Raw genomic sequence first — 15,137 nt, 5'->3', positions numbered from 1 at the left:
ATATTATTCGTAACTTAAACCATGTCCGAACGGGTAGAGCGTGTCAGCTTGGTCATACCCAGGATAGTCTGAGTCTTGGTTCTGAATGGCTTGCGCGCTATTAGCCAAAGCAAATGGCAGTTTTCCTTGAGGCGCAAAGTTACCTGAAAGTACTTCCATGAGGTTGCTATCTGACACTCCAAATGTGGCTATCACTGCACCGGCTTGTTTGAGATTACTTTGATCGTCCAGTACGAATGGTTGTCTAAAGTTGATGGACAATACGGTGTTTTCAGCCCCAACTTCGTTCATAACGGCCTTGATGTCACTCAAGCTTGGTTCGATATGCCAAGACGCAGCTGTCGCCATTTCGCTGAACGCAAGAATATCGAGTTCATCTGGGTTAGCACCGCCAAAGATAAGATCAGGATCTGAACCTTCGTTGGATACGCGAACACGAATAACCGCATAGTCCGTATCGGCTGGTACTGGTGGACGTGTTTCTCCCGCTTCGTAATCACCAGAAGTCACGGTAAAGTTGTACTTGTCGTCCCCAGCAATATCTTCATCCATTCCCATTACATACAGAGCAACAGGAGTCTGTGCGGTTGATTCAGCTAAAGGTAGAGTCTTATTGGTGTTCTGCAGTAAGACGACAGACTTTTTCTGAGCGTAATTAGCACGTTCTTGGTACTTCTCATTACCTAAGATTTCTTGGGCTTTCTTCTCGTCAACGTAAGTGTTTTCGAAAAGGCCGAGTTTGAATTGTTCTTCAAGTAAACGCGTTACGGATAGGTCGACACGCTCTTCGGTGATGAGATCTTTTTCTACCAGCTTCACTATGACTTCTTTATCGTGGAAGCCTGAAAGCACATCAACGCCGGCCTCGACTGCCATTGCAACTTGTTCATCAATCGTTTTGTGCTCCACGCCCCACGCGCGTTCTCCAATAATTCCGGTATCTGAGTTCACGTTACCTGTGTAGCCTAATTCGTCTCTCAGCAGGTCGGTGACAATCCCTTTTGAAAACGACATGCCCACATCGTTTGGCATCCACTTTTGATCTACAGGGATGCCGTAGTAAGGCATTATTGAAGAAGCACCAGCCTCAATCGCAGCAATAAACGGCTTTAGGTGGTAATCAAAATTGTTCTTTGGATAGACTTGGTTCTTACCAAAGTCATAGTGTGGGTCACCGCCGTTTTCTTGTGGACCGCCGCCAGGGAAGTGTTTGATGGTTAGCGCGATACTGTCTTGGTTAACTTCACCGCCATCCTGCAACCCTTTGATCAGTGAACGCATAATATCAGACGCTAAATCCGCATCCTCGGTAAAGGTCTCATGCACTCGGTACCAACGAGGTTCTGTTGCCAAATCCATCATGTATCCGTACATACTGCGCAGGCCAATTGAAGACCACTCGTCATTCATGATGCCAGCAAACTCAGCAATCAAATCCATGTCGCGAGTTGCTGCTAACCCCGCCTCTTTAGGCCAAGCTGAAAACGCCCCTGAAGAAACGTTGATCCCTGCTTTTGCTGATGGATCAATATGATTACGAGCATTGGATTTGAATAGAGCGGGGATACCCATTCGAGTCTGTTCACGCAGTTCTTGAACACTATTCATGAACTGGGCTGCTTCTGTAGGGCTTATCTGACAACCTGAGCGGCCTGAATCGCAATCAGGCGCATTGGTAGGTGTTTCGACTACGCTGTTACGAAAGATAAAGCGGGTCATTTGGGCATCGGCAATCATGTCTTGGCCAGTACTACTAACAAGTCCACCTTCGGCTGAATTTAAGGTATCAATGAGCATCATGCCGGCCTTCTCATCTAGCGTCATTCGGCTGACCAAATCTGCTGCTCGTTCTTCTGGAGATAAACGCCAGTCTTCAAAAGGCTCAAGTGTTCCATTGCCGTTAGAATCACGGAACTGGTAACCCCCAATGTTCAGTACATCATGAACGCGAGAGTGAACGTGTGGTTGCTGGTGGCTATTGTCGCTATCAGATGAGTTGCATCCTGCAAGAAGCAACGCGATCGCTATAGGTGTCAGGGTAAGACGCTTCATGGTCACGGTCCTATTGTTTGTATAATAATAAGTTCATGACCAATTTTAATAATTAACTGATTATTGGTTAACCAAAATAAATCAAACTAAAGATTTGGATCACCATATAAATTTAATTGGTGATTTAATTCAATTTAGCATTGGAAATATATTGACGACTTTTAAATAACGTAAACTTATTTAGGCTTATTGTTTTTAATGTCAATTATTATCCATTTTATTTTGTGGTGTATTACTTCCATATTTTAAATCGATATTTAAAATTATGTTGCCTATTTTGTATTTAACAACCTGCGTTGATGTAAACGGTAGATTGTGACTAAATTGGTGACAATAAAGGTGACTTCGACAAAAGACCCGCCAATCGAGCCAATCCAAATATTATGGCTAGCCCAACAGAAAGAATTGAATAATATTAAGGATCTCAGCGTGATACCTTGCTGAGAGAAGAGTGCCCATGTTGCGACAGAAGAGCCCACGACGGTGATGAATTCAAAGAAATGATTCATGTTGGGTAAAGTCATGCACCACATCAAGCCAATAAAGAACCACATCACTTTACGTGATTGAGTTTTTATTGATACGTAACTTCGAATGGCATTGATTATTACGCCAATGGCGGCAACCATAGCACCCATTAATATGAAATGGACACTCATGACAAGACAAAAGATCATCATCTGGTAGCGAAAATGCATATCATCTTTTTGCCAAAATGCCATCACACCGATACAGAAAGCGAGACCTCCGACTCCCTGTGTTATCCAGTCTTCCATATTTAGCCTTTATTTTTCACATGATATAGAAAGCGATTAAATATTAATTTTGAATGAATAATACTTAACCATAAAATAACCCTCCAAAAGGAGGGCTAGATATAACATTAAAGTGCTATTACATTAGGTTTAATTGACTAACTTAACGGCTTCACGAGTTAAATGAGCCAGTTCTTCCCAATTGCCTTCTTCGATCAGCTTCTTATCTACCATCCAAGTACCGCCACATGCGAGCACGCGAGGTATCGCTAGGTAGTCTTTAATGTTGCTTGGGTTAATTCCACCGGTCGGCATGATCTCAATATCTGTATAAGGAGCAAGAAGTGATTTAACCATGTTGATGCCACCCGATGCTTCAGCAGGGAAGAACTTTAATGTGGTTAAGCCCATTTCAAGCGCTGCTTCTACTGTACTTGGGTTGTTGACTCCAGGAATGATATCAGTGCCAATCTCTTGGCAGGCTCTTACCGTGTTTGGGTTAAAGCCAGGAGAGACGACGAACGTTGCGCCAGCTTCTTTGGCTGCGATAGCCTGCTCTCTGTTTAATACGGTTCCTGCGCCGATCAACATATCTGGTTGTGATTCACGAAGTAGACGAATCGCTTCAACAGCAGCTTCAGAACGGAAGGTAATTTCTGCCGCAGGTAAACCATTCTCAGCTAACACTTTACCCAGAGGGATGATGTCTTCAGCGTTGTCGATAGCGATCACAGGGATAACTTTCAGTGTTTTCAGTTGTTGTTTGATGTTAGACATTGGTATTCCTTAAATGGCTGTGACGGCCGCTTGAGTAAGTTCTTTGGCAATAATGGCACCGCGATGTTGGATAACGACGCCTGCCATGGTATTGCCGCGCTGGCATGACTTAATTAAGTCTTCGCCCGCAAGATAAGCAGATAAAAATCCGCCATTAAATGAGTCCCCTGCTGAGGTTGTATCAACAACGTTTTCAACAGGGTGAGTAGGCACCGCTCGTGGAGCCGAAGCCGTACCTAAATCTTGCTCTCTGTTACCTTGACTTGTGTCATCTTGACTTGGGACATCTTGAATAAGACAGCCATCAGCACCCAGTTTGACGATGCATCGCTTAACACCTAGCGCTGTTAGACGTTCGATGGTTTGTTCTGGTGAAGTATCTCCCCAAATCAACTGTTCATCATCGAACGTTACTAGAGCTAAATCTGTCAGCGTATACATGGCTTGGTAGCTATTCTTAACGGTTTGGTTTTCGTCCTGTGGCCAAAGTGCAGGGCGGAAGTTACTGTCGAAGGCGATCTCAACGCCTTGAGTCTTCAATTCAACCAAGATGTTCAATAACTGGATACGATCTTGCTCGGGTAGAATCGCTAATGTGATGCCACTGAGAAAGACCATATCGACGTTGCGCAGTGCCTGCTTTATCTGGCTGAAATCTGGATGTTGCAGCAGGTAGCGTGCGGCTGATTGATTACGCCAGTACAGAAAGGTACGTTCACCTGCTTCATCAAGCTGAATCAGGTATAGGCCTGGAGTTCGCTGGCTATCTTGCAGAACGAGGTCAGTCGACACTCCTTCATGTTGCCAGCGCTCTAACATTCCCTTGCTAATCGGGTCTGAGCCTAAAGCCGTAACGTAGGACACTTTGATGTCATCTTGATTGAGGTTCGCCTCGCAGCCGCGGCTTAGGTAGACCGCAGCATTGAGTGTGTCTCCGCCAAACGTTTGATGCATTGAGCCGAACGGTTTGCCGTTCAGCTCGATCATGCACTCACCAATAATGGCGATATGTTTCATGGGTTACGCCCTCTCTTCGAAGTAGCGTTTTGCGTTGCCAAAGCAGATGTCTTCGACCATTGGGCCAAGCAGTGACATGTCGTTTGGTACCTCACCGTTTTCAGCCCAGCGACCAAGCATGTCACACAAAATTCGGCGGAAGTATTCGTGGCGTGTGTACGACAAGAAGCTACGAGAGTCAGTTAGCATTCCAACAAACTGGCTAAGCAAGCCAAGCTGAGATAACTGCTCCATTTGGCGCTGCATGCCGTCTTTTTGGTCGTTGAACCACCAACCAGAACCAAACTGCACTTTGCCCGCGATGCCGCCACCTTGGAAGTTACCAATCATGGTTGCCATCATTTCGTTGTCGCGAGGGTTTAAGCAGTAAAGGATAGTGCGAGGCAGTTCATTGCTTTGATCCATCTCGTCCAACAGATGAGCTAGCTCGAAGGCAAACGTCTTATCGCTGATCGAATCAAACCCTGCATCTGCGCCTAACAGTTGGAACATACGCGTGTTGTTATTGCGTTGAGCACCAATGTGAAGCTGCATTACCCAACCCATTGCTGCGTATCGCTTGCCCAACCATACTTGAACGGCTGTTGAGAATTGTGCACATTCTAGATCGGTGAGCGTTTCGCCGTTGAGGCGTCGAGTTAACAGCGCATCCAGATCGGATTCTGATGGAATAGGTGCGTAGCGAACCACTTCGATACCATGGTCTGCTGCACGGCAACCATGATCGTTGAAATGCGCTAGGCGGCTGTCTAAAGCATTCAATAGATGATGGAAGCGCGTGATCTCAACGTCAGCAACCATGCTTAACTTTTGCAGATAATCAGCAAAGCCATCGAGTTCAATTTTGAACGCTTTATCTGGGCGCCAACTTGGCAGAACCTTCACATCGAAGGTGTTGTCTTCGGCGATCGCTTTATGGTGTTCAAGCGAATCAATAGGGTCATCAGTCGTACCAGCCATGACAACATTCATTTGCTGCATGATGCCACGAGCACTAAATTCCGGTGTCGCTAATAGTTCATTACCTTCATGCCAAATTTGATCTGCGGTTTCTGGACCAAAGAGAGTGCCAGTAATACCAAATGGGCGACGAAGTTCTAAGTGAGTCCAGTGGTAAAGTGGGTTACCCAAGGTTTGAGGGACGGTTTTAGCCCATGCCATGAACTTGTGATAATCACTCGCGCCTCCGGTGATCAGACGTTCGTCGATCCCTGCTGAACGCATGCCACGCCATTTATAGTGGTCACCTTCAAGCCAGATCTTAGACATGTTTTCAAACTGACGATCTTGAGCGACCTCTGCTGGATTCAGGTGGCAGTGATAGTCATAAATAGGTTGGTGGCTTGCGTGTTCGTGGTACAAACGTCGCGCAGTTTCATTCGACAGTAAAAAGTCTTCACATAAGAAATTCTTCATTGTTTGTACTCCTTATAATGCAGCCACGGTAGCAACGGCACCGTGTTCAATGAGTGATTGGTACGCTGAACTTACCGCATCGATGACTTGCGGGTTTTGGCCTAGCTCGGCAGGGAAAATCGCTTCAACAGCAAGTAACGCCGGAACCACTGATACATTGAGTCCATGCTGGTCACAGATCTGGCGAAGTGTATCGGCCATTGGATCGCGAACATCGATCTCATTACCTTGCTCATCAACGCCCGATACATAACGCATCCAGCCAGCGATGGCCGTTGCAAGCCATGAGAAGTCTGAGCCTTGCTCTAAATGGAATCGCAAGCTGCCACCCATACGCTGAGGGATCTTCTGGCTACCATCCATCGCTATCTGCCATGTCTTATGTTTCAAGCTTGGGTTAGTGAAGCGGTTGATGAGCAAGGTTGCGTAACCTTCTAAATCAGTCCCTTCAGGTATGGTTAACGAAGGTGCTTGGGATTTCATCATCATGTCAAAAGCGGCTTTGCGGTAGCCTGCATCTGTCATGGTGTCGGAAATATGGGCGTAGCCACCAAGGTATCCAAGGTAAGCAAGGAAAGAGTGACTGCCATTGAGCATGCGCAGTTTCATCTCTTCGTAAGGCACCACATCTTCTACGAACTCTGCACCGACAACATTCCAGTCTGGGCGGCCTGCCACAAAGTTATCTTCAATCACCCATTGGCGGAAGGGTTCACAGGCGATGCCACATGGGTCTTCACAACCAAGTAGGCCTGCAATTTCTGTCAGTGTTTCTTCGGTTGCTGCGGGTACGATGCGGTCAACCATGGTACATGGAAAGGTGACATGGGTTTCAATCCAATCACGCAGTTCAGGGTCAAGCAGTTGAGCGAATTCAATGATCGCTGCTTTTGCAACATGACCGTTCTCTTGCACGTTATCGCAAGACATGACCGTGAATGGTGGTAAGCCACGTTCGCGGCGAATTTTTAGGGCTTGGACAATGTAACCAAGCGCCGATTTTGGCTGCGTTGGATTCTCTAGATCAGCGATGACTAGGGCATTGCTTCTATCAAGCTTGCCGGTTGCAGGATCTGCACAGTAGCCTTTCTCTGTGATGGTCATCGATACGATAGCCACTTGAGGTTCGGCCATTTTTTCTAAAACAGTTTCAATGCCGTCTAGGTTTGGGTGCAGTGATTCAGTCACTGAACCGATTAATTTTACATCAGTAGATTCCGCGCCTTTTTCAGCAACCGTGTAAAGGTGGTCTTGCGCGCGAAGTGATTTAATTAGGTCTTCGCCGCCGAATAGGTTTATCTCACAAATGCCCCAATCAGTGTTGGTTTTGCTGAGCATTTCATTGGTGAATAGCGCTTGGTGAGCTCGGTGAAATGCACCAAAACCTAGGTGCACAATACGGCTTTGGAGTGCTGAACGGTCGTAGTCAGGTCGTAATACAGTGTTTGGCAGCGTAGAGTTAGCAACAGTCTTCATTATTTATTTCCTTCTCCCGCCAGCGAACCAGCGGGATTTTATTATTTGATAATACGAGTGAGTGTTTAGCAGTCTAAAAATGTATCTGTGACGAAATTACGAACCGTAACCCAGTACCAATTCAGGTAGGAACAAGCTCAGTTCAGGGATAAAAGTAACGGCCATTAGGGCAGCGATAAGCGCCGCATAGAATGGCAGCAATGGTTTGATGACCTTGTCGATGGCAATGTTAGCAACCGAACAACCGATGAATAGCGCACTACCTACTGGCGGCGTACAGATACCGATAGCAAGGTTGAAGGTCATCATGATGCCGAAGTGCACAGGGTCGATGCCTAGGTCTAGCGCGATTGGTAGGAAGATTGGTGTGAAAATCAGTACCGCTGGTGTCATATCCATGAAGATACCCACAATCAGCAGAATCACGTTGATAATCAATAGGATCATTAGCGGGTTATCAGAAACCGCCAGTAATGCATCAGCAATCATGTAAGGCACATCGGCGTTCGCCATTGCCCAAGACATCCCCATTGATGCGCCAACAAGTAATAGAACGATAGAAGTTGTTACTGCAGACTCAAGGATGATCTTTGGAATATCACGCCATTTTACTTCACGGTAGATAAGCACGGCTAAAACAAACGTGTATACCACAGCAATTGCAGAAGCTTCAGTCGCAGTAAAGATACCGCCAATGATGCCACCCATGATGATGCCGATTAGCGCTAAAGAAGGTGCCGCTTTTAAGAAGGTGTCCCATACCACAGACATTGAAGGGCGTTCTGCAAGTGGGTAGCCACGACGTTTTGCAATGATACCCGCCACAATCATGATGCTGAGTCCCATGATGATACCTGGGATGTAGCCCGCTAAGAACAGTGCAGCGATTGAAGTACCACCTGAAACCAAAGAGAAAACGATCAAGGTATTACTTGGTGGAATCAAAAGACCAGTAGGACACGAAGTGATGTTTACCGCAGCAGAGAAGTTTTCGTCGTAGCCATCTTTCTTTTGCAGAGGAGACATGGTGCCACCTACTGCAGCCGCCGATGCTACCGCTGATCCTGAGATCGAACCAAACATCATGTTTGCCATTACGTTTACGTGTGCCAATGAACCCGGTAGACGACCACCCAACACTTTCGCGAAGTTGATCAGACGCAGCGCGATGCCGCCTTGGTTCATGATGTTGCCCGCCAAAATGAAGAACGGGATTGCCAGTAGCGCAAAGTTATCAAGGCCTGCGGCCATACGTTGAGCAACCACGGCGATTGCTGGCTCGAGCGGTAAACTCATTAGAATTGTTGCTAATGACGATAAGCCAATCGCAAATGAGACCGGTACACCGATTGTAAGCAGTACAGCGAAACTACCGAATAAGGTCAGTATTACTTGCCATTCCATTGTGAAATCCTTCTATCAATCAAGTTGTGAGTCGGTGATCAAATCGTCACCTGACATTAATTGTTTAACGCGTTCGTAGGTAAATACGGCGGAGTAAAAAATCATCAACGCGCCGCTAATTGGTAAGCAGAAGTAGATGTAACCCATCTCTAAACCGAGTGCGGGAGTCAGTTGCCCCATAGCAAGCGTTTTAGCTGCAAGCTGACTTCCACCGTGTACTAGAACGATATAAGAGAAGGTTGCAATGGCGATTTGGATAACGATTTCGTTGATTAATTTGCGCTTGCCAGTCAGCTTCATTGTTAATAGGTCAATGGCAAGGTGGCGTTTCAGACCTGTTGTGTAAGCAGCACCAATTAGGGCTACCCACATAAAGAGGTAACGAGCGAGCTCGTCGGTAACAGTACTTGGTTTGCCAATAACATAGCGGGATAGAACCTGCCATATCACACAAAGCACTAAGAAAGACGATAGAGACACTGTAAAGGCGGCCAACCCTTTATTTATGTAACTGACCAATTTATTCATGTTTATTTCCTTTCAACAAAATTGCGCATCTCATAACAATTGGTTTACCAATGTAAGAAATTATTTCTATGTAGGGTAGGGATGTTCAAAAATCTGGTCGAATCATAAGCTATTCATTCTTTGGTTGGCGTGAGCAACTTCACAAATGATTTTGGTTGACCAATTTGTGGGTTTTTATTGTGATATTGGTCAATCAATTCAATTTTCAGCTTTGACGGTTGGTTTTTTGATCGCCAATATGGCCTCAGAACAATAAATACCCTACACATTGGATAACCAATCCACGGAGAATAAGAATGATGATGACGCGTAAAACTCTGATTAGTGCGGTTGTTGGTGCTACTTTCGCTTTCGGCGCAACAGCTTCTGCTTATGCAGCAACAACATTAAAACTGAGCCATAACCACCCACGCGACCATGCAGTGCATGAAGCGATGACGTTTATGGCAAAAGAAGTACGAGAAATGACAGATGGTGAAGTGCGTATTCGTATTTACCCTGATGCTCAACTGGGTACACAACGCGAATCTATGGAGCTAATGCAGAACGGCGCTTTAGATATGGTGAAAAGTAATGCTGCTGAATTAGAAGCTTTTTCTCCTGCTTATTCATCATTCAACATGCCTTACTTATTCCGCGATCAAGCGCACTACTACAGCGTGACTGATGGTGAAGTAGGCCGTGACATTCTGAACTCTTCTCGTGATAGCGGCTTTATTGGTGTGACTTACTACGACGCTGGAGCGCGCAGCTTCTACACTAATAAGCCAATTAACACGCCAGAAGACCTGAAAGGTTTGAAAGTTCGTGTTCAACCAAGTCCATCAGCAATTGCTATGGTGAAAGCGCTAGGGGGTAACCCAACGCCATTAGCTTACGGTGAGTTGTATACAGCATTGCAACAAGGCGTAGTGGATGCGGCGGAAAATAACATTCCTTCTTTCAGTTTGAGCCGTCATAGCGAAGTGTCTAAATACTTCAGTTTAGATGAGCATACGATGGTTCCGGATGTGTTGGTTATCTCAACGAAAACATACGACAAACTGACTACAGAACAACAAGATGCATTGATGAAAGCGGCAAGTGATTCATCGGAATTGATGAAGAAACTGTGGGCTGAATCGGAAGCAAAAGAGCGTGCTAAAGCTGAGGAAATGGGCGTAACGTTTGTTGAGCCAGACAAAGCTGCGTTCGCACTAGCGGTTCAACCTATGTACGACGCGCTAGATAAAGCGGACCCAGAATTGAGCGCATTGATTGACCGTATTCAGGCTGTTGAATAACGAGCAAATATAGAAAAAAGAGTAATACAAAAACAAGGTGTTACTGCATTTTAGGATATAGAGGTTGACCAATTATATTTGGTCATTATGATGGCGAGAGAAATACAATGGAAAGAAGCGACAATATCATCATGATGCCTTTCGAGCCGAAAAGACCTTATCAGGAGATAGGGTTAGTACTAAGAAAAGAACTGATTGAAGGCCTGTACAAGGTCGGAGATAGGTTGCCTCCAGAACGAGATATTGCTGATCGTCTAGATGTTAGCCGCACTGTGGTGCGTGAAGCGATCATCATGCTGGAGCTTGAAAACTTAGTTGAGGTAAAAAAAGGGTCAGGTGTTTATGTCCTGAACATTCCTACTCATTCTCGCGAGAATGTGGTCAGCGATGATGCTGGTCCATTCGAGATGCTGCAGGCCCGTCAATTACTGGAAAGTAATATCGCGGAGTTTGCGGCAACTCAGGTCACTCCGGGCGACATCATTAAGATGCGCTCTGCACTCGAACTCGAGCGCGAAGAGCTTGCAAGCGGCACGACCGATTGCAGCGGAGATGAAAGATTTCACATGTGTATTGCAGAGGCTACTCAAAACTCTGTGCTAGTAGACATGTTGAAGCAATCCTGGGATCGACGCGAAAAGAGTCCAATGTGGAATAAACTCCACTCTCACATCAGTGGTCAAGATTACCGTGAAGAATGGTTAGATGATCATGCTCGTATCCTCGCTGCCTTACAGCGCAAAGACCCTGTCGCTGCTAAGAACGCAATGTGGCAACACCTTGAGAATGTTAAACAGCGTTTGTTAGCGCTGTCAGACATTGATGACCCAAACTTTGATGGTTACTTATTTAGCTCAAACCCAGTGGTGCTGCTGAGCACTGAAAGTTAGTTCTGAAAGCTAACGTTGAATTCAGCTTCAAGACTCTTTTTGGAAGCTGATTCATTCACTAGGTTGTAAATAAGGCATCGTCTTTAGACCGGCGTAGACCGGTGCTATCTCGGGCAGTAATTGTCATTGCTGCCATTAAGAAGTCGTTATTGCATTTAGCTTGATTAATTCGAGCCGGCTAAGTGCGTCTTAAAGAAAGGTAAGTCTCATGGAACAAACGTGGCGTTGGTACGGCCCTAATGATCAAGTTTCGCTAGATGATATTCGTCAAGCGGGCGCAACTGGTATTGTGAATGCACTGCACCATATTCCAAATGGTGAAGTTTGGACAAAAGAAGAAATCCTGAAGCGCAAAGCCATTATCGAAGAGAAAGGCTTAACGTGGTCGGTAGTCGAAAGTGTGCCTGTGCACGAAGAGATCAAAACTCAAACTGGTAACTACCAGCAGTGGATCGATAACTATAAACAAACTCTGTCTAACCTTGCTGAGTGCGGCATTGACACGGTTTGTTATAACTTCATGCCTGTGTTGGATTGGACACGTACTGATTTAGAATTTGAAATGCCAGATGGCTCTCGCGCACTGCGCTTTGACCAAATTGCGTTTGCGGCATTTGAGCTGCATATTTTGAAGCGTCCGGGTGCAGAATCGGACTATTCAGAGTCAGAGCAAGTACAGGCGTTGGATTACTTCAACAATATGACGCCAGAGCAAATCCAACAACTGACTAACAACATCATTGCGGGTCTACCGGGCGCTGAAGAAGGCTACACACTTGAAGCGTTTCAAGCACAGCTAGACCGCTATGCGGGCATCGACAAAGATAAACTACGTGAGCATATGTCTTACTTCCTTGCTGAGCTGATGCCTATCTGTGATGCGAGTGGTTTGAAGATGGCGGTTCACCCAGACGATCCACCGCGTCCAATTCTAGGCTTGCCTCGCATCGTTTCTACGATCGAAGATATCGATTGGTTGACCGAACATGTGCCGAGTAAAATGAACGGTTTGACGATGTGTACAGGGTCATACGGTGTGCGTGGCGACAACGACTTGGTTAATATGATCAAAAAGCACGGTGACCGAATCTACTTTACGCACTTGCGCTCAACCAAGCGTGAAGAGAGCAACCCAATGACATTCCACGAAGCGGCGCACCTAGATGGTGATGTGGACATGTACAACGTTGTAATGGCTATCTTGGATGAAGAAAATCGTCGTGCAGAAGTGGGCGATCACCGTTTAATTCCAATGCGTCCGGACCACGGTCATCAAATGTTGGATGACCTAAAGAAAACCACGAACCCTGGCTATTCGGCAATTGGTCGATTGAAAGGCTTAGCTGAAGTTCGTGGTTTAGAGATGGCATTGAAACGTGCTTTCTATACCAAGTAACGATTGCATCTAGCTTTAAAATACTTCTAAAAACCAGAACTTATGTTCTGGTTTTTTTGTGTCTGAGCTAAGTAAAACTTAAGAGTTTGGATTACTACAATCACGCCCCTAATTTGGTAAAGGCCAACGGGGTTTGTCCGGTTTGTTGTTTGAAAAAGGCAATAAACGCGCTGTTGGATGAAAACTCTAACAGATGCGCGACATCGCCGACTTGTCGGTTTTCTGAGAGTAGTTCAATTGCCTTAAACAAGCGCCACTGTTGTCGCCATTCTTGATAAGTCATGCCTGTTTCTGCCTTGAACAATCGAGTGATGGTTTTAGTGCTTGCCCCAACTGAATCAGCTAATGTCGATAACCCGGGGGCTAAGAATGAATCGCTTCTAACTTGTTCACAAAAGCGTTTGAATCGGCGATCTGTCGGTAGCGGCAAGATGAACGAATGCTGATTGGCGCTGTAAAATTCTTCCCAGAATAGGTTGGCGGTGTTGGTGGTTTGCTCCGGTGAGATGTTCCAATCCCAAAAAGCCATCTTATTGATCAGCGCCTTCAAAAGCTCGTTCACTTCCACAATCTCAATGGCCTCCGGGCAGGTGTAAATGCTGCTATCGAAATAGAGCGAGCGATAGGCGACTACATTAGTCATTTGCGCTCGGTGCTTGGTATAGGGCGGGATCCACACGGCTTTGGTCGGCGGTAAAATGCAAAGGGCGTTTTCTAAGGTCAAGGTGATACAGCCTTGCGGAGCATACAGAAGCTGCCCCTTAACGTGGTGATGTATGCCCGAGTCATGTTTGCCTAGCTCTGCGGCAATGCCAATTACAGGCGCGGGTAAGCTGTCTGCATCAAACTCGATGGTCTCACTAATTAATGCCATTTGTCCCAATCTTGTTGTTTTTGGTTTTAATGTTGTTAACGAGCCAAGGTTAGTTTCCCCTAGACTTCGCGTCAAGTTCACTGGTCTTGGAAAAATGATGAAAACAAAACCTTCTTTATGGCAAATGGTGCTGCTGTTGATGTTCCCTCAAATCGCAGAAACCATCTATAGCCCGACTCTGGATTCAATATCGAAATCCTTTGATGTCAGTTACACACAAGCCGCTCAAACCCTATCGATTTACTTCTCTGCATTTGCGGTGGGTGTAGTGGTATGGGGCGTGTTAGCGGATAAATGGGGACGTCGTCTCACCATGTTATTGGGGATCGGATTATTCGCCTGTTCTGCACTCATAGCCATGCAAACCGACAGTTTTACGTGGTTGATGATAGCAAGAGCAATGGGCGCTTTCGGACTTGCGGTTGGCTCTGTCGTCACTCAAACCATGCTTCGAGATGCTTTTCGCGGCACAGAGCTAGCCAAGGTGTTTGGTTACATGGGTATGGGGTTGTCGATTAGCCCAATCATCGGGTTACTACTTGGTGGTCAATTAAGCCAAGCTGGCGGGCATCAATATGTGTTTATTGCCTTATTTATTATGGTATTAGCGTTGCTGGCACATAGCTTATGGTCGCTGCCTGAAACGCAAAAATCTAAGCAGCCATTGCAATTGAAATCGCTCAGTATTCATATGATTAAAGACGGTGGCATTTGGCTATCAGCACTGCTTGTGGCGTCGTTCAATATTGCGCTGTTCTCGTATTACCAACTGGGTTCATTCACCTTCTTACAGCTTGGATTCAGCATCGAGCAGTTTGGTTATAGTGGTGTGGTGCTTGGATTCGGAACCTTGTTGGGAAGCTTGGTTAACAAAGCACTATTGAAGCGACAAGTATCATCTATCTCTTTGATTAGCTTAGCGGCAGGGCTCCAAATATTAGGTGCGGTGGGTGTGTATTTTTCACAACACACGATCTGGTTCCTACTTCCGATGATGCTGGTGGTTATGGCGTTTGGCATTGCGATCCCTAATGTATTGAGCCGTGCGTTGGTTCGCTATCAATCTCAAGCAGGAAGTGCAGGCGCACTGTTTGGTTTGATGTATTACACCTTAATTGGTTCAGGGCTTGCTTTAGCGGGAATGATTCAAGATCTAGGTGTGGTGTTGGTACTTTGTGGTGCGCTATCTGTGTCGGTGACGATACGCAGTAGACTCTAGCTTAAACGGTAAGTCTCTCATCTATATCGATAAATTCCGTATCCTATTGG

General features: G+C 45.9%; 13 protein-coding genes. 4 read left to right on the top strand and 9 right to left on the bottom strand.

Features of this window, described 5'->3' with window-relative positions:
- Window positions 1-3: 3 nt before the first annotated feature.
- The 8 genes from L0992_20575 to L0992_20540 all read right to left on the bottom strand — a co-directional run bounded on the left by L0992_20575 (window position 4) and on the right by L0992_20540 (window position 9,425).
- A complete protein-coding gene (locus tag L0992_20575; protein ID XGB68796.1) occupies window positions 4-2,052 on the bottom strand; it encodes a glycoside hydrolase family 3 C-terminal domain-containing protein in 2,049 nt (682 codons plus the stop codon).
- Window positions 2,053-2,324: 272 nt separating this feature from the next.
- Window positions 2,325-2,828: a YgjV family protein gene (locus tag L0992_20570; protein XGB68795.1), complete on the bottom strand. Its 504-nt coding sequence runs from the start codon at window positions 2,826-2,828 to the stop codon at window positions 2,325-2,327.
- Window positions 2,829-2,957: 129 nt separating this feature from the next.
- Window positions 2,958-3,584 (bottom strand): bifunctional 4-hydroxy-2-oxoglutarate aldolase/2-dehydro-3-deoxy-phosphogluconate aldolase, encoded by a 627-nt coding sequence (locus tag L0992_20565; protein XGB68794.1) that lies wholly within the window; start codon window positions 3,582-3,584, stop codon window positions 2,958-2,960.
- A gap of 9 nt (window positions 3,585-3,593) precedes the next feature.
- Window positions 3,594-4,601, bottom strand: coding sequence for a sugar kinase (locus tag L0992_20560; protein XGB68793.1), 1,008 nt, complete (start codon window positions 4,599-4,601; stop codon window positions 3,594-3,596).
- A 3-nt stretch (window positions 4,602-4,604) separates the two neighbouring features.
- Window positions 4,605-6,017 carry a glucuronate isomerase gene (gene uxaC, locus L0992_20555; GenBank protein XGB68792.1) on the bottom strand — a complete coding sequence of 471 codons (1,413 nt, stop codon included), beginning with the start codon at window positions 6,015-6,017 and terminating at the stop codon, window positions 4,605-4,607.
- 12 nt (window positions 6,018-6,029) lie between these two features.
- Window positions 6,030-7,493, bottom strand: coding sequence for a fructuronate reductase (locus L0992_20550; protein XGB68791.1), 1,464 nt, complete (start codon window positions 7,491-7,493; stop codon window positions 6,030-6,032).
- A gap of 96 nt (window positions 7,494-7,589) precedes the next feature.
- Window positions 7,590-8,897, bottom strand: coding sequence for a TRAP transporter large permease (locus L0992_20545; protein XGB68790.1), 1,308 nt, complete (start codon window positions 8,895-8,897; stop codon window positions 7,590-7,592).
- A 15-nt stretch (window positions 8,898-8,912) separates the two neighbouring features.
- On the bottom strand, window positions 8,913-9,425 hold the full coding sequence (locus L0992_20540; protein ID XGB68789.1) for a TRAP transporter small permease: 513 nt from the start codon (window positions 9,423-9,425) through the stop codon (window positions 8,913-8,915).
- Window positions 9,426-9,724: 299 nt separating this feature from the next.
- On the opposite strand from L0992_20540, the gene L0992_20535 reads away from it, so the two are divergent.
- The 3 genes from L0992_20535 to uxuA all read left to right on the top strand — a co-directional run bounded on the left by L0992_20535 (window position 9,725) and on the right by uxuA (window position 12,994).
- Window positions 9,725-10,708 carry a TRAP transporter substrate-binding protein gene (locus L0992_20535; GenBank protein ID XGB70395.1) on the top strand — a complete coding sequence of 328 codons (984 nt, stop codon included), beginning with the start codon at window positions 9,725-9,727 and terminating at the stop codon, window positions 10,706-10,708.
- Between the two features lie 107 nt (window positions 10,709-10,815).
- On the top strand, window positions 10,816-11,598 hold the full coding sequence (locus tag L0992_20530) for an FCD domain-containing protein (protein ID XGB68788.1): 783 nt from the start codon (window positions 10,816-10,818) through the stop codon (window positions 11,596-11,598).
- A 208-nt stretch (window positions 11,599-11,806) separates the two neighbouring features.
- On the top strand, window positions 11,807-12,994 hold the full coding sequence (gene uxuA / locus L0992_20525) for a mannonate dehydratase (protein XGB68787.1): 1,188 nt from the start codon (window positions 11,807-11,809) through the stop codon (window positions 12,992-12,994).
- A gap of 100 nt (window positions 12,995-13,094) precedes the next feature.
- Here uxuA and L0992_20520 read toward each other — a convergent pair whose 3' ends face one another.
- Window positions 13,095-13,868: a helix-turn-helix transcriptional regulator gene (locus L0992_20520; protein ID XGB68786.1), complete on the bottom strand. Its 774-nt coding sequence runs from the start codon at window positions 13,866-13,868 to the stop codon at window positions 13,095-13,097.
- A gap of 97 nt (window positions 13,869-13,965) precedes the next feature.
- On the opposite strand from L0992_20520, the gene L0992_20515 reads away from it, so the two are divergent.
- On the top strand, window positions 13,966-15,087 hold the full coding sequence (locus L0992_20515) for a multidrug effflux MFS transporter (protein XGB68785.1): 1,122 nt from the start codon (window positions 13,966-13,968) through the stop codon (window positions 15,085-15,087).
- Window positions 15,088-15,137 lie beyond the last annotated feature (50 nt).

Source organism: Vibrio pomeroyi, assembly GCA_041879425.1.
In the GTDB taxonomy this organism is placed as follows: domain Bacteria; phylum Pseudomonadota; class Gammaproteobacteria; order Enterobacterales; family Vibrionaceae; genus Vibrio; species Vibrio pomeroyi_A.
This window is presented reverse-complemented; position numbering and strand designations above follow the sequence as displayed.

Bases quoted from the DNA above. Each gene is read 5' to 3' on its own strand.
- L0992_20575 (XGB68796.1), bottom strand. From the start codon at position 2,052: ATGAAGCGTCTTACCCTGACACCTATAGCGATCGCGTTGCTTCTTGCA.
- L0992_20570 (XGB68795.1), bottom strand. From the start codon at position 2,828: ATGGAAGACTGGATAACACAGGGAGTCGGAGGTCTCGCTTTCTGTATC.
- L0992_20565 (XGB68794.1), bottom strand. From the start codon at position 3,584: ATGTCTAACATCAAACAACAACTGAAAACACTGAAAGTTATCCCTGTG.
- L0992_20560 (XGB68793.1), bottom strand. From the start codon at position 4,601: ATGAAACATATCGCCATTATTGGTGAGTGCATGATCGAGCTGAACGGC.
- uxaC (XGB68792.1), bottom strand. From the start codon at position 6,017: ATGAAGAATTTCTTATGTGAAGACTTTTTACTGTCGAATGAAACTGCG.
- L0992_20550 (XGB68791.1), bottom strand. From the start codon at position 7,493: ATGAAGACTGTTGCTAACTCTACGCTGCCAAACACTGTATTACGACCT.
- L0992_20545 (XGB68790.1), bottom strand. From the start codon at position 8,897: ATGGAATGGCAAGTAATACTGACCTTATTCGGTAGTTTCGCTGTACTG.
- L0992_20540 (XGB68789.1), bottom strand. From the start codon at position 9,425: ATGAATAAATTGGTCAGTTACATAAATAAAGGGTTGGCCGCCTTTACA.
- L0992_20535 (XGB70395.1), top strand. From the start codon at position 9,725: ATGATGACGCGTAAAACTCTGATTAGTGCGGTTGTTGGTGCTACTTTC.
- L0992_20530 (XGB68788.1), top strand. From the start codon at position 10,816: ATGGAAAGAAGCGACAATATCATCATGATGCCTTTCGAGCCGAAAAGA.
- uxuA (XGB68787.1), top strand. From the start codon at position 11,807: ATGGAACAAACGTGGCGTTGGTACGGCCCTAATGATCAAGTTTCGCTA.
- L0992_20520 (XGB68786.1), bottom strand. From the start codon at position 13,868: ATGGCATTAATTAGTGAGACCATCGAGTTTGATGCAGACAGCTTACCC.
- L0992_20515 (XGB68785.1), top strand. From the start codon at position 13,966: ATGAAAACAAAACCTTCTTTATGGCAAATGGTGCTGCTGTTGATGTTC.